12 protein-coding genes are annotated in these 13,301 nt (G+C 60.1%); 2 read left to right on the plus strand and 10 right to left on the minus strand.

Annotated elements, in window-relative coordinates; genetic code table 11:
* Positions 1 to 71 precede the first annotated feature (71 nt).
* The 6 genes from NH234_RS21820 to NH234_RS21845 all read right to left on the minus strand — a co-directional run bounded on the left by NH234_RS21820 (position 72) and on the right by NH234_RS21845 (position 5,482).
* The gene (locus tag NH234_RS21820) at positions 72 to 1,511 is read right to left on the minus strand and encodes a PLP-dependent aminotransferase family protein (protein ID WP_003226969.1); all 1,440 of its coding nucleotides are present in this window, start codon (positions 1,509 to 1,511) and stop codon (positions 72 to 74) included.
* A 200-nt stretch (positions 1,512 to 1,711) separates the two neighbouring features.
* Positions 1,712 to 2,524: an OmpA family protein gene (locus NH234_RS21825; RefSeq protein WP_085730494.1), complete on the minus strand. Its 813-nt coding sequence runs from the start codon at positions 2,522 to 2,524 to the stop codon at positions 1,712 to 1,714.
* Positions 2,521 to 2,877, minus strand: a complete 357-nt coding sequence (locus NH234_RS21830) for a DUF4398 domain-containing protein (protein WP_085730493.1) — start codon at positions 2,875 to 2,877, stop codon at positions 2,521 to 2,523. The genes NH234_RS21825 and NH234_RS21830 overlap by 4 nt, the downstream gene beginning before the upstream one ends.
* 9 nt (positions 2,878 to 2,886) lie before the next feature.
* Positions 2,887 to 3,723, minus strand: a complete 837-nt coding sequence (locus tag NH234_RS21835) for an ABC transporter substrate-binding protein (RefSeq protein ID WP_085730492.1) — start codon at positions 3,721 to 3,723, stop codon at positions 2,887 to 2,889.
* Between the two features lie 79 nt (positions 3,724 to 3,802).
* Entirely contained in the window at positions 3,803 to 4,732 is a 930-nt protein-coding gene (locus NH234_RS21840; RefSeq protein WP_367254299.1) for an electron transfer flavoprotein subunit alpha/FixB family protein, read from the minus strand.
* Positions 4,733 to 5,482 (minus strand): electron transfer flavoprotein subunit beta/FixA family protein, encoded by a 750-nt coding sequence (locus tag NH234_RS21845; protein ID WP_007950859.1) that lies wholly within the window; start codon positions 5,480 to 5,482, stop codon positions 4,733 to 4,735. It abuts the gene before it with no gap.
* 525 nt (positions 5,483 to 6,007) lie between these two features.
* On the opposite strand from NH234_RS21845, the gene NH234_RS21850 reads away from it, so the two are divergent.
* Positions 6,008 to 7,672, plus strand: a complete 1,665-nt coding sequence (locus tag NH234_RS21850; protein ID WP_085696964.1) for an electron transfer flavoprotein-ubiquinone oxidoreductase — start codon at positions 6,008 to 6,010, stop codon at positions 7,670 to 7,672.
* Between the two features lie 66 nt (positions 7,673 to 7,738).
* On the opposite strand, the gene NH234_RS21855 is transcribed toward NH234_RS21850, so the two are convergent.
* Positions 7,739 to 8,629: an AraC family transcriptional regulator N-terminal domain-containing protein gene (locus NH234_RS21855; RefSeq protein ID WP_367254300.1), complete on the minus strand. Its 891-nt coding sequence runs from the start codon at positions 8,627 to 8,629 to the stop codon at positions 7,739 to 7,741.
* 191 nt (positions 8,630 to 8,820) lie between these two features.
* On the opposite strand from NH234_RS21855, the gene NH234_RS21860 reads away from it, so the two are divergent.
* On the plus strand, positions 8,821 to 9,873 hold the full coding sequence (locus tag NH234_RS21860; RefSeq protein ID WP_085696966.1) for an NAD(P)-dependent alcohol dehydrogenase: 1,053 nt from the start codon (positions 8,821 to 8,823) through the stop codon (positions 9,871 to 9,873).
* A 1-nt stretch (position 9,874) separates the two neighbouring features.
* On the opposite strand, the gene NH234_RS21865 is transcribed toward NH234_RS21860, so the two are convergent.
* The 3 genes from NH234_RS21865 to dgoD all read right to left on the minus strand — a co-directional run bounded on the left by NH234_RS21865 (position 9,875) and on the right by dgoD (position 13,295).
* On the minus strand, positions 9,875 to 10,678 hold the full coding sequence (locus tag NH234_RS21865) for an IclR family transcriptional regulator (RefSeq protein WP_085696967.1): 804 nt from the start codon (positions 10,676 to 10,678) through the stop codon (positions 9,875 to 9,877).
* Positions 10,679 to 10,738: 60 nt separating this feature from the next.
* Entirely contained in the window at positions 10,739 to 12,049 is a 1,311-nt protein-coding gene (locus NH234_RS21870) for an MFS transporter (RefSeq protein WP_085730488.1), read from the minus strand.
* A gap of 97 nt (positions 12,050 to 12,146) precedes the next feature.
* The gene (dgoD, locus tag NH234_RS21875; RefSeq protein ID WP_007950849.1) at positions 12,147 to 13,295 is read right to left on the minus strand and encodes a galactonate dehydratase; all 1,149 of its coding nucleotides are present in this window, start codon (positions 13,293 to 13,295) and stop codon (positions 12,147 to 12,149) included.
* Positions 13,296 to 13,301: the final 6 nt, after the last annotated feature.

Below are 13,301 nucleotides of genomic sequence, written 5' to 3' on the forward strand. Positions count from 1 at the left end.
ACAACGCTAACGGCAGAGGGCCATATGCTCGCCTGTTGAACGCCACATGACAAGCGCGCTGCACGGTCTGTTCAGAAACCGCCAGCGGTTTCCTGACACAGTTGCGTCGCCAGCAGGCCGAGGGTCATCAGCGCCCGTTCCGCCTCGCGATTCCACGGCGTGCCGCAGTTCAGGCGGATACAGTGGTTGAACTGCTCGGTATTACTGAAGATCAACCCGGGTGCGATGCTGATGCCCTGCTGTAACGCGCGGACATGCAATTCCTGGGTATTGACCCGCCCCGGCAGGCTCACCCACAGGATGAAACCGCCCGTAGGCCGGGTCATCTGCGTGCCTTCAGGGAAGTACTGCTGCACCGCCAGCTGGAACGCGCTGAGGTTTTTTCGGTATTCCTGGCGGATGTACCGTAAATGCCGGTCATAACCGCCATTTTCCAGATAGGCGGCAATCGCCATTTGCGTGACGCTGCAAGCCGAATGCGTGGTGAAGGTCTGCAGACGCTGGATTTCCTGCTGATACTTGCCGGCAATCATCCAGCCCACCCGCACACCCGGTGACAGGGTCTTGGAGAAACTCGAACAGTAAATGACCCGATCCAGCCGGTCGTAGGCCTTGAGCGCCTTGGTGCGACCTTGCTCGAACATCAATTCGCCGTAGATGTCGTCTTCGACGATCTGGATATCGAAGTCCGAGGCCAGACGCAGCAATTGTTTTTGCCGTTCTTCGGGCATGGTGCCGCCCAGCGGGTTGCTCAGGCGGGTCGTCAGCACCAAGGCTTTGATCGACCATTGGTTGGCCGCCAGTTGCAGGGCTTCAAGACTCATGCCGGTGGCCGGGTCGCTTGGGATTTCGATGACTTTCAGGCCGAGCAGGTCGGCCAGTTGCAGCAGTCCGTAGTAGGTCGGTGATTCGGCGGCGATCAGATCGCCCGGACGGGTCAGCACCCGCAACGACATCTGCAAGGCATCGACACAGCCGTGGGTGATCACCACTTCCGACGGATCGACCACCACACCGGCGTCGCGCATGCGGATCGCGACTTGTCGGCGCAACGGTTCGAAACCCGGGCTGAACATGTAGCTGAAGGCACGAGGGCTATGGAATCGGGTGACCTTGGCCAATTGCTGATGCAGTGCGCGCACCGGCAAATAATCAACACTGGGTACCGCTGCACCGAGCGGGAACACGCCTTCGCGGCGCGACTCGACCAACACTTGCTGAATGATGCTGGCGCGGGTGACCAGGCCAGGTCGTTCGACCCGGGCAATGTCCGGGGTCGGTGCAGTCAGCGCCGGCGTCTGGTGTACGTAGTAACCGGATTGCGGCCGTGCACGGATCAGCCCCTGATCCTCGAGATTGGCGTAAGCCTGCAACACCGTGGCATGACTGACGTTGAGCTGCGAACTCATCTTGCGCACCGAAGGCACGCGCTCGCCCGGTTGATAGACGCCACGGCGGATGTCTTCGGCCAGCTGTTGAGCAATACGTTGGTAGAGCAAGAGATTGGTCATGACGCAGCACTCGATATCACGGGCGTTTTATTTTTGTGTGAACAATACCGGAACAGTTCTGAAGTGTACTGGGACAGTTGCCATATTAGTCAACCATACAGTGCAGTGTCGGATAAATCTGTACTGCTTTGTGAGGTAATCGACAGACGTAAAAAAGCCCGGCGCTGCATGACAGGCCGGGCTTTCCAGTAACGCCACCCTCAGCGGGCGGCGCCGAGCTGGCCTTTTTCGTCTGAGAACACGATTTCCACCCGACGGTTCTGTGCCCGCCCACGCTCGGAAGCGTTGGCGTCTACCGGGTATTCATCGCCGTAACCTTCGACCTGAATGCGTTTTTCGTCGATACCCAGATCCGTCAGCACATCGGCAACCGACTGTGCGCGATCGCGGGACAGCTTTAGGTTTTCCTGCTTGCCGCCAGTGCTGTCGGTATAGCCCTCGATGCGCACCACACGCTTCGGATTGAGCTGCAGGAACTGCACGATCTTCAGGACCACGCGATTCGCCGAATTCTTCAGCTCGGCTTCGCCGGTGTCGAACAGCACGTCACCGAGGGTCATCACCAGGCCACGGTCAGTCTGGGTGGTGGCCAGTGCGACGATCTGTTCCTCCAGCCATTTGCCCTGCTGCTGCACGCTCAGCAGTTTGGACTCGCGCAGTGCCAGTTGCAGGCGTTGACGCTCAAGCTCCAGCTTCGCCGCACGCTCTTCGTTGAGCACCAGATTGGTGTGCTCGCGGGCGATCTGGCTGTAACGCTGGCTCAGGTAGGAGTAATGCGCCACGTCCGCGCCACTGCCCCAATAAGTGGAAAGACGATCGGCACGGGCCAGGGATTCACCGGCACGGATCACGTCTTTTGGCGCGATACGCAGCACATTGGAATCTTCCTTGACCTTCTGGAAGTCAGCGCTGGCTTCCTGCAAAGCGGTTTCGCTGTGTTGACCGGCGCAGCCGTAAAGGCTGGCGCAACCCACGAGGATCAGAGTGCCGAAGGCTTTTGAAGTCAGGCTCATTGGGCATCCCCCAGTTGCTTGCGCAGGCGGACGATGCGGGTGTTGAGCACGTTCAGTTGCTCCTCGCTCTTCTGGGTCAGCACCTTCGCTTCGGCCAGGCGTGCATCCAGCTCAGCCTGTTCGGCGCGCATCCGCGCGTTCTTGAAGGATTCGCCGGCCATGCTGCCCTTGGCCCGGTTGAACTTGTCTTCTGCCAGTTTCATTTCCGGCACTTCATCGGCGGTGGCGCCGACGGCCTTGGCCTGCTCCAGCGCCTGTTCAGTCAGGCGCATTTGTTCATTGGGTGCCGGATCGCTGGCGCAACCGGCCAGGACCAGAACGGCCAGGGCCGTGAAAAGAACTCGATTACTCACTAAGAATCCCTACTGTTTTGGGGCGCTGACAGGTTCTTGCGGCGGCTGTTGCTGCTGCGCCTTCCAGCGCTCGATGTTGCGTTGCAGCGCGGCTTCCGTCAGGCCGGACGCGGGCAATTCTGTCATCTTTTTGGCCAGCTGTCCGCGCAACCACGGATCGTTGCAAGCCGAGTTGTGGGAAAGCGCAAGGAACAGACCGGGCCGGTCAATCGGTTGCTCGAAGGCCAGCAGATCATTGGCCATACCCAGGGCCTGCGCGGCCGCCATCCCCGAGTAGCGGCCGGCGAGTACATATTCCACTTCACCCAGCAGAAGTTTCTGTAGGGCCAGAGTGAGGTTTGCCGTACGGGTCAGGGTCAATTGCTTCTCGGCGAAAGTACTGAATGCCTGGGTCATTCGAGACTTTTCCGACAATCCTCCTTGGTGGCCCTGGAGATCCCTGGCTTCGCTGTAGACCAGGGTCGAGCCCTTGCGGGTCCAGACCAGATAGTCGTTTTCCAACAGCGGCGGATGAATGTAGTCGAGGTTTTCCAGCTCGTTAAAGGTCATGGGCGCGTCAGCCAGCATGTCCATGCGCCCGCTGCGCACTTCGTCGAGGGCCTGTGAGCGCTTGCCGGCATACAGCAGTTCGACCTTGATGCCCAGGTCCTTCGCCACTTGCTGCAACAGGTCGGCACTCGCACCAATCAGTTGCTTTGGATTCTGCGGATCCTGCCAGAGATACGGCGGTGCATCCGGGCTGCCGGTGACGACCAGTCGCTCGCATTTGCCCGCTGCCACGGACAACCCCGGCAGCAGGCTGGAACACAGCAATAACGAGAAGCCCAACCGACGATGCAGATCCATGGCGAAACGCTCCCACTCAAATCCGAGACAAAAAAAGCCCGACCAACAGGCCGGGCTCTTTATAAGTGAAGCCGCTGGATTAGACCAGCTTCTCCAGCTCAGGTACGGCTTCGAACAGATCCGCCACCAGGCCGTAATCGGCCACCTGGAAGATCGGCGCTTCTTCGTCCTTGTTGATCGCAACGATCACTTTGGAGTCTTTCATGCCAGCCAGGTGCTGGATCGCGCCGGAGATACCGACGGCTATGTACAGCTGTGGTGCAACGATCTTGCCGGTCTGACCGACCTGCATGTCGTTCGGTACGAAACCTGCGTCGACTGCAGCGCGGGAAGCACCCACAGCGGCGCCCAGCTTGTCGGCCAGAGCGTACAGGTGTTTGAAGTTGTCGCCGTTCTGCATGCCGCGGCCGCCGGAAACGACGATCTTGGCAGCGGTCAGCTCAGGACGATCGGACTTGGCCAGCTCTTCGCTGACGAAGCTGGAAGTGCCGGCGTTGTGAGCTGCGGCAACCGATTCAATGGCAGCCGAACCACCTTCTGCTGCAACCGGGTCGAAACCGGTGGCACGCACGGTGATCACTTTGATCGCAGCAGTCGATTGCACGGTAGCGATGGCGTTACCGGCGTAGATCGGACGCTGGAAGGTGTCAGCGCTTTCTACCGAGATGATCTCGGAGATCTGGTCAACGTCCAACTGGGCAGCAACGCGCGGCAGGATGTTTTTGCCGTTGGAAGTGGCGGCAGCCAGGATGTGGCTGTAGCCCTTGCCCAGTTCGGCAACCAGCGGAGCAACGTTTTCCGGCAGCTGATGCGCGTAGGCAGCATTGTCAGCGTTCAGGACTTTGCTCACGCCAGCGATTTTCGCAGCGGCTTCAGCCACGGCGCCAGCGCCCTGGCCTGCAACCAGAACGTGGATGTCGCCACCGATTTTGGCAGCGGCAGCAACGGTGTTCAGAGTGGCCGGGGCCAGCACTTTGTTGTCGTGTTCAGCAATAACCAAGATAGTCATTTAGATTACCTTCGCTTCGTTTTTCAGTTTCTCGACCAGTTCAGCCACCGACTTGACCTTGATGCCTGCGCTGCGTGCGGCCGGCGCTTCGACTTTCAGGGTTTTGTTGGTGGAGGCGGTGGAAACGCCCAAAGCGTCCGGAGTCAGCGTCTCGAGAGGCTTCTTCTTGGCTTTCATGATGTTTGGCAGGGACGCGTAGCGCGGCTCGTTCAAACGCAGGTCGGTGGTGACGATCGCTGGCAGTTTCAGGGAAACGGTCTGCGCGCCGCCGTCGATTTCGCGGGTCACGGCAACGCTGTCGCCGGAGACTTCGACTTTCGAAGCGAAAGTGCCCTGACCGTAGCCGCTCAGTGCAGCGAGCATCTGGCCAGTCTGATTGTTGTCGCTGTCGATGGCCTGTTTGCCCAGGATCACCAGCTGAGGCTGTTCCTTGTCGACCACGGCCTTGAGCAGTTTGGCCACGGCCAGGGAAGTCAGGTCTTCAGCGGATTCGACGAGGATGGCGCGGTCGGCACCCAGAGCCAGTGCGGTACGCAGCTGTTCCTGAGCAGTGGACGGACCGATGGAGACGACGACGATTTCAGTCGCAACGCCTTTTTCTTTCAGGCGTACGGCTTCTTCCACTGCGATTTCGCAGAACGGGTTCATCGACATCTTGACGTTGGCGAGGTCTACGCCGGAATTGTCCGCCTTGACGCGAACCTTGACGTTGTAATCCACAACGCGTTTGACAGCTACAAGAACCTTCATGGATTCCTCGTTACTCTCCGGTGAAAAGAAAGTCGCCTAGGCGAACCTGGCGGTTGATGCTCATCGGGCACAAGGGCACCTCTAAAAACGCCGGCTGAGCGGGATGACCGTTCGTCAGTCGTGACCGATGAGTCATGCCGCGCCGCGGTGTGTAAACTGCGCGCCAAACCTGCGCTGCGCATCACCGGTTACCGCCTACGCCCTGTCTTTAGAGGTGCTCTTGAAACCACCATTCAGCCTACGGCGAGCGCAAAACCGCCCGTATCTTGACCGGAACGCCCATTCTGGTCAATACGCCAAAATGCCCTGTCATAAGCCGCGCTTCTTTGATTTCTCTGGGCTGGAGCCGATTCAAACAAACGTTTGTATTGGACGCTAAGAGTGGTGTAGATATAATGCGCCGCCTAGAGAGAAAGGTGGTTTGCCCATTATTAGCCTTGACGTTAACGTAAAGGCAATAACGGATACGACACCGAACCTCCAAATTAGAAAAAAAACTGTTGAGCCTTGAGTAGGAGATAGCCTGTGGAACGCGAATACATGGAATTCGACGTGGTCATCGTCGGTGCCGGCCCCGCTGGCCTGTCCGCCGCCTGCCGTCTGAAGCAGAAGGCCGCCGAAGCCGGTAAGGAAATCAGCGTCTGCGTGGTCGAAAAAGGCTCCGAAGTCGGCGCGCACATCCTGTCCGGTGCCGTATTCGAACCACGGGCCCTGAACGAACTGTTCCCGGACTGGAAAGAACTCGGCGCCCCGCTGAACACGCCAGTCACCCGCGATGACATTTTCGTGCTGAAAAACGCCGAAAGCGCGCAGAAAATTCCTGACTTCTTTGTGCCCAAGACCATGCACAACGAAGGCAACTACATCATCTCCCTCGGTAACCTGTGCCGCTGGCTCGCTCAGCAGGCCGAGAACCTGGGCGTGGAAATCTACCCGGGCTTCGCCGCTCAGGAAGCGCTGATCGATGAAAACGGTGTGGTGCGCGGGATCATCACCGGCGACCTCGGTGTCGACCGCGAAGGCCATCCGAAAGAAGGCCTGTACACCCCGGGCATGGAACTGCGTGGCAAATACACGCTGTTCGCCGAAGGCTGCCGTGGTCACATCGGCAAGCAGCTGATCAAGCGCTACAACCTCGACAGCGATGCCGACGCCCAGCACTACGGCATCGGCCTGAAAGAAATCTGGGAAATCGACCCGGCCAAGCACCAGCCAGGCCTGGTGGTGCACACTGCCGGTTGGCCGATGGACATCATGGGCACCGAGAACACCGGCGGTTCCTTCCTCTATCACCTGGAAAACAACCAGGTTGTAGTCGGCCTGATCGTCGATCTGTCCTACAGCAACACCTACTTGTCGCCGTTCGACGAATTCCAGCGCCTCAAGCATCACCCGGTGTTGAAACAATATCTGGAAGGCGGCAAGCGCATCAGCTACGGCGCACGTGCGATCTGCAAGGGCGGCCTGAACTCGCTGCCGAAAATGGTGTTCAAGGGCGGCGCGCTGATCGGTTGCGACCTCGGCACCCTGAACTTCGCCAAGATCAAAGGCAGTCACACCGCAATGAAGTCCGGCATGCTCGCCGCTGAATCCGTGGCCGACGCGCTGTTCGCTGAAAAGGATGGCACCGAAGAACTGACCACCTACGTCGACGCCTTCAAGAAGAGCTGGCTCTACGAAGAACTGTTCGCCAGCCGCAACTTCGGCCCGGCGATCCACAAGTTCGGTGCCATCGTCGGCGGCGGTTTCAACTGGCTGGACCAGAACATCTTCGGCGGCAAACTGCCGTTCACCCTGCACGACACCAAGCCGGACTACGCCTGCCTCAAGCTCGCGGCCGACTGCAAGAAGATCGACTACCCGAAACCCGACGGCAAAATCAGCTTCGACAAGCTGAGCTCGGTGTTCATCTCCGGTACCAACCATGAAGAAGAACAGCCGTGCCATCTGAAGCTGACCGACCCGACCATCCCGTTGAGCCGCAACCTGCCGATGTACGACGAACCCGCGCAGCGCTACTGCCCGGCCGGCGTATATGAAGTGATCACCAAGGAAGACGGTGAGAAGCGCTTCCAGATCAACGCCCAGAACTGCGTGCACTGCAAGACCTGTGACATCAAGGACCCTTCGCAGAACATCACCTGGGTGACGCCGGAAGGCGCTGGCGGCCCGACTTACCCGAACATGTAAGTCGATCCGCTGAACATCAAGGCTCCCTGTATGGGGGCCTTTTTGTTGCCTGCGATTTGTAAAGGATCAAGCCGCCCGCTCATCCCCCGGACTACGCTCGAAATAGCGTTTGTACTCGCGACTGAACTGCGACGTGCTCTGATACCCCACCCGGTGCGCCACCTGCGCAACCCCCAATCCCTCGGCGATCAACAACGTCTGCGCCTTCAACAAACGTAAACGCTTCAAGTATTGCACCGGCGACAACAGCGTGCTGCGTTTGAAATGCTCATGAAAGGTCGACACGCTCATGTTCGCGCAACTGGCCAATGTCTCGACGTTCAACGGTTCGGTGTAGTGCGAGTGCAAATGGCTGATCGAAGCCGCAATACGTGCAAACTGCCCCTGCTGCTCCACCAATGCCCGCAACACATCGGCCTGAGGTCCGCGCAACGCGACGAACAACAATTCACGCACCCGCGCCGACCCCAGAATCTGGCACTCCAGCGGATCGTGCAGACAACGCAGCAGGCGCTCGACGCAACCGCGCATCTCATCGTCAAGCACCACAGAGGTCATCGATTCCGGTGTCTGCGCCGGAATATGCCGCCCCGGCGCCAGCCCCATGGCCAGCACCAATTCACCTAGCAGCACCCGGTCGATCGCCACCGACACACCGAGCAACGGCGCATCCGGCAACGCATAGGTTTCGCACTCGAACGGCACCGGCAAGGCCTGGATCAGGTAATGCCCGGCGCCGTATTCCATGGTGCGAGGGCCGAGATACGCGAGCTTGCTGCCCTGAGCAATGATCAGCAGGCTCGGCTCATAAATATGCGGGCCACGGGCGACGTCGCAACTGGCGCGCAGCACCTGTACGCCCGGCAGCCCGGTCTGGCTGTAACCATCGCGCAGCGCCAGCGGTTCGATCAGCGAAACCAGGGTGGCGTTGGCATCAAGGTGACGGGTCAATTGCATCGGGTGGCTCTTCAGAAAAAATCACGGAAAAAGGGATAAAAGCATCATCGCAGATCCTTTTGCCAATGCGACCGATCAACCCCGCATGCCGGAGGATTAGGCATGACACCCGGAGGAATCGCCATGGCCGGACGACCGGACGGCGCCCAGAATGCGCCGCCTCACTTGTCACTGCTTTTGCGAGGTTTCACATGTACACCGCCATCGGCTATGCCGCTCAAACGGCCACCACGCCCCTCGCCCCGATGAAATTCGAACGCCGCAGCCCTCGGGCCGACGACGTCGCCATCGACATCCTGTACTGCGGCGTCTGCCACTCCGACATCCACCAGGCGCGCAACGAATGGGGCATCGCCGTTTACCCGTTGATGCCCGGCCATGAGATCGTCGGAAAAGTCACCGCCGTCGGTGCGAACGTCACCAAACACAAGGTAGGCGATCTGGTCGGTGTCGGCTGCATGGTCGATTCCTGCCGCACCTGCGAAGCCTGCCAGTCGAACCTCGAGCAATACTGCCTCGAAGGCCCGACCATGACCTATGCCACCCCGGACCGGGTCGACGGCAGCAACACCATGGGCGGCTATTCGGACAGCATCGTCGTCAGCGAACACTTCGTGGTGCGCATCCCCGAGAAACTGGATCTGGCAGCCGCGGCACCGATTCTCTGCGCCGGAATCACCACTTACTCGCCGCTCAAACACTACGGCGTGAAGCCCGGCGACAAGGTCGGGATTCTCGGCATGGGTGGCCTCGGTCACATGGGTATCAAGTTCGCCAAGGCCATGGGCGCCGAAGTGACGCTGTTCACCCGCTCGGCGAGCAAGGCTGAGGAAGGTCGTCGCCAGGGTGCCGATCACGTCATCGTCTCCACCGACGAAGAGCAGATGAAAGCCGCGGCCGGTCGTTTCGACTTCCTGCTCGACACCATTCCGGTGCAGCACGATCTCAACCCGTACCTCGACACCCTGCGCTTCGACGGCGTGCACATTCTGGTGGGTCTGATCGAACCGATCGATCCACCGGTCCACGCCGCCAAACTGGTATTGGGCCGTCGCGTATTGGCCGGCTCGTTGATCGGTGGCGTCGCCGAAACCCAGGAAGTGCTGGATTTTTGCGCCGAGCACAACATCAGCTGCGACATCGAAATGCTCGACATCCGCCAGATCAACGAAGCCTACGCGCGGATGATCGCCGGCGACGTGAAGTATCGTTTCGTCATCGACATGGCGACTCTGAAGCTCTGATTCAGACCTTCAAGCCAAGCTCTGCCGAAAGCCGGGCCGTGACCCCTTTGATCAGGGGAATCAGCTCGGCCATTTTTTCCAGCGGCATGTACGGCACGGTGCTGGCGATGCTGATCGCCGCGACGATGCGCTTGCTCGCGTCGCGGATCGGCGCCGCCACGCAACGGATCGACGGTTCGTTGTCTTCCAGATCGAACGCGTAGCCGCCAGCCACGTACTCGGTCATCCGCTGCTCCAGCTGTTCCCACGACTGCTGGGGATGCTGCGGCCAGAACTGACTTTTCCCACCCGCCGGAAGGCTGATGTCGTACAGACGCTGCCAGTCCTTCGGCGCGTCATCCAGCATCAGCGCCTTGCCGATCCCGGTGCGCACCAGCGGCATGCGATGGCCGACCCGCGAGCGCATTTCCGGGCCGTTGCGCCCCGGATTCTTCAACAGGTACAAGACTTCGTCGCCTTCACGGATGCCCAGGTGAACGGTGTCGCCGGTCAGTGCCGACAGCTCGTCCAGATACGGCCCGGCCAGAGTCACCAACGGCAACTCTTCGCGCGCCTGAAAACCCAGTTCGATCAGCTTCGGCCCCAGCAGATAACCGACTTGCGGTACGACGCGCAGGTAACGCTCGTCCACCAGACAACTGGCCAGACGATGCGTAGTGCTGCGGGTGGTGCCGATCAGGCGGGCAATCTCTTTGAGATCGCGGGCGCCACTGGCGACGGCTTGTACCACACCCAGCCCTCGAAGCAGGGTCTGGGTGCCGGTCGGCGCGGCGTCCTTGGCGGTTTTTGGGGCGTCTTCCTGCATATCCAGCCTTTAGCGTTGAGCGAGGGAACGGACGGCATTATGGTCGCCCGACAGGGACGACTACAACTCGATGCGCTCGACCTTGCCCACCAGCAGCACGTAGGACAAAGCACCGATCAATGCCAGAACTGCGATGTAGGTGATCGCCGGAGCGAACGAATCGCCGCTGGCCAGGAAGCCGATGACAATCGGCGTGGCAATCGCCGACAGGTTGCCGATGAAGTTGAACACCCCACCGGTCAAACCCAGCAAGCGCGCCGGCGCCAGGGTCGAGACCAGCGACCAGGTGATCGACGCCAGCCCGTTGCCGAAAAACGCCAGCGCCAGGAAGGCAATCACCAGCGGCGTCGATTCAACGAAATTGGCGCCGATGATCGAGGTGGAAATCAGCAACCCGCCAATGATCGGCAACTTGCGCGCAAACCCGACGGTGCAGCCACGGCGGATCAGGAAGTCGGAAAAGAATCCGGAACACAGCACGCCGATGAACGCGGCAAGAAATGGCAGCGACGCCAGCAGGCCTGACTTGATGAAGTCCATGCCGCGGTATTTCACCAGGTAGGTCGGGAACCACGTCAGGAAAAACCACAGCGTCGAGTTCAGGCAGAACTGGCCGAGGTAGATCCCCCACAACTTGCGTTTGCTGAGGACGATGCCGAGATCGGTCCAGCTGAATTTTGCCTTCACTTTTGCGGTTTCGGCTGCAATGTCCACCAACCCGCCGCCCTCGCGGATCAAGTCGATTTCGCCTTCGTTGGCGCCTTTGAAATCCCGTGGCTCGCGATACACCGCGTACCAGATCGCCGCCCACACGATGCCCACTGCGCCGGTCACGACAAACACCATGTGCCAGCCAAACTCGTGTTGCAGCCACGCCAGCACCGGCGTCAGGAACGCCAGCCCGACAAACTGTCCGGACGTGTAGAAACCGATGGCCGTGGCCCGCTCGCGCTCGGGGAACCAGGTTGTCACTACGCGGCTGTTGATCGGATACGCCGGCGCTTCCAGCGCACCGACCGCCATGCGCAGCACGAACAGCGCGATGAAACTGGCGGCGAAACCGAGCATCACTGTGGCCAGCGACCACAGCAGCAATGCGACGCTATAAAGGATGCGCGGCGGCACCCGATCTACCAGCCAGCCGCCAGGGATCTGCATCGCGGCGTAGGTCCAGCCGAACGCGGAAAAGATCAGCCCGACGCGCACCGGATCGATGCCCAGCTCGGAGGTGAGAGCCGGTGCAGCAATCGACAGGTTGCTGCGGTCGAGGTAGTTGATGACCACGGTGATGAACAGTAGCACCATGATGAAAAACCGCTTGCGGCTGGGCGTGACTAACGTCGCTTGCCCGGTAAGGGTTTGCGGTTGCATGGGGAGAACCTCTTCTTATGTTTATTGAGGTTGGCCTGAGGCCTTGAGTCGTTCCCGCGTTCGGCACGGGAACGATCAGATGTGCTGAGTCAGCCACTCACCACTCGGCAAAACTGCCATCGGCATGCCGCCAGATCGGGTTGCGCCAGCGGTGGCCGACAGCCGCACGTTCGATCACGTACTCCTCGTTGATCTCGATCCCCAGGCCCGGTCCGTTCGGAATCTTCACGAAGCCTTTGTCGTAGTCGAACACCCGTGGATCCTTCACATAGTCGAGCAGGTCATTGCTCTCGTTGTAATGGATGCCCAGGCTCTGTTCCTGGATAAACGCGTTGTAACAAGCAGCGTCCAATTGCAGACACGCCGCCAGCGCAATGGGCCCCAGTGGGCAATGCAGCGCCAACGCCACGTCGTAGGCTTCAGCCATGTTGGCGATCTTGCGGGTCTCGGTGATGCCGCCCGCGTGGGACGCATCCGGCTGGATGATGTCGACGTAACCTTCGCTCAACACCCGTTTAAAGTCCCACCGCGAAAACAGCCGCTCGCCGAGGGCAATCGGGGTGCTGGTCAGCGGCGCCAGTTCCTTCAGCGCTTCGTAGTTTTCGCTGAGCACCGGCTCTTCGATGAACATCAGTTTGTACGGGTCGAGTTCCTTCATCAGCACCTTGGCCATGGGCTTGTGCACCCGGCCATGGAAGTCGACGCCGATGCCGACGTTCGGACCCACCGCATCACGCACCGCGGCGACGTTGGCCAGCGCCAGGTCGACTTTCTCGAAGGTATCGAGAAATTGCAGCTCTTCGGTGCCATTCATTTTCACGGCGGTAAAACCACGGCCCACCGCCTCTTTCGCGGCTCGCGCGGTGTCCGCCGGCCGGTCGCCGCCGATCCACGAATACACGCGGATCTTGTCCCGCACCTGACCACCGAGCAGATCACTGACCGACACGCCGAGCGCCTTGCCCTTGATGTCCCACAACGCCTGGTCGATGCCGGCCAGCGCACTCATGTGGATCGCGCCGCCCCGGTAGAAGCCACCGCGATACAACACGGTCCAGATGTCCTCGATATTGCGTGGGTCTTTGCCGATCAGGTAGTCGGACAATTCCTCGACTGCAGCGGCGACGGTGTGGGCGCGACCCTCGACCACGGGCTCGCCCCAACCGGTCACACCCTCGTCGGTCTCGACTTTCAGGAAGCACCAGCGCGGCGGGACGATGAAGGTGGTGAGTTTGGTGATTTTCATCTGCTT

The sequence above is a fragment of the Pseudomonas sp. stari2 genome (assembly GCF_040760005.1).
Taxonomy (GTDB): domain Bacteria; phylum Pseudomonadota; class Gammaproteobacteria; order Pseudomonadales; family Pseudomonadaceae; genus Aquipseudomonas.

Bases quoted from the DNA above. Each gene is read 5' to 3' on its own strand.
- NH234_RS21820 (WP_003226969.1), bottom strand. From the start codon at position 1,511: ATGACCAATCTCTTGCTCTACCAACGTATTGCTCAACAGCTGGCCGAA.
- NH234_RS21860 (WP_085696966.1), top strand. From the start codon at position 8,821: ATGTACACCGCCATCGGCTATGCCGCTCAAACGGCCACCACGCCCCTC.
- NH234_RS21870 (WP_085730488.1), bottom strand. From the start codon at position 12,049: ATGCAACCGCAAACCCTTACCGGGCAAGCGACGTTAGTCACGCCCAGC.
- NH234_RS21840 (WP_367254299.1), bottom strand. From the start codon at position 4,732: ATGACTATCTTGGTTATTGCTGAACACGACAACAAAGTGCTGGCCCCG.
- NH234_RS21835 (WP_085730492.1), bottom strand. From the start codon at position 3,723: ATGGATCTGCATCGTCGGTTGGGCTTCTCGTTATTGCTGTGTTCCAGC.
- NH234_RS21825 (WP_085730494.1), bottom strand. From the start codon at position 2,524: ATGAGCCTGACTTCAAAAGCCTTCGGCACTCTGATCCTCGTGGGTTGC.
- dgoD (WP_007950849.1), bottom strand. From the start codon at position 13,295: ATGAAAATCACCAAACTCACCACCTTCATCGTCCCGCCGCGCTGGTGC.
- NH234_RS21865 (WP_085696967.1), bottom strand. From the start codon at position 10,678: ATGCAGGAAGACGCCCCAAAAACCGCCAAGGACGCCGCGCCGACCGGC.
- NH234_RS21855 (WP_367254300.1), bottom strand. From the start codon at position 8,629: ATGCAATTGACCCGTCACCTTGATGCCAACGCCACCCTGGTTTCGCTG.
- NH234_RS21845 (WP_007950859.1), bottom strand. From the start codon at position 5,482: ATGAAGGTTCTTGTAGCTGTCAAACGCGTTGTGGATTACAACGTCAAG.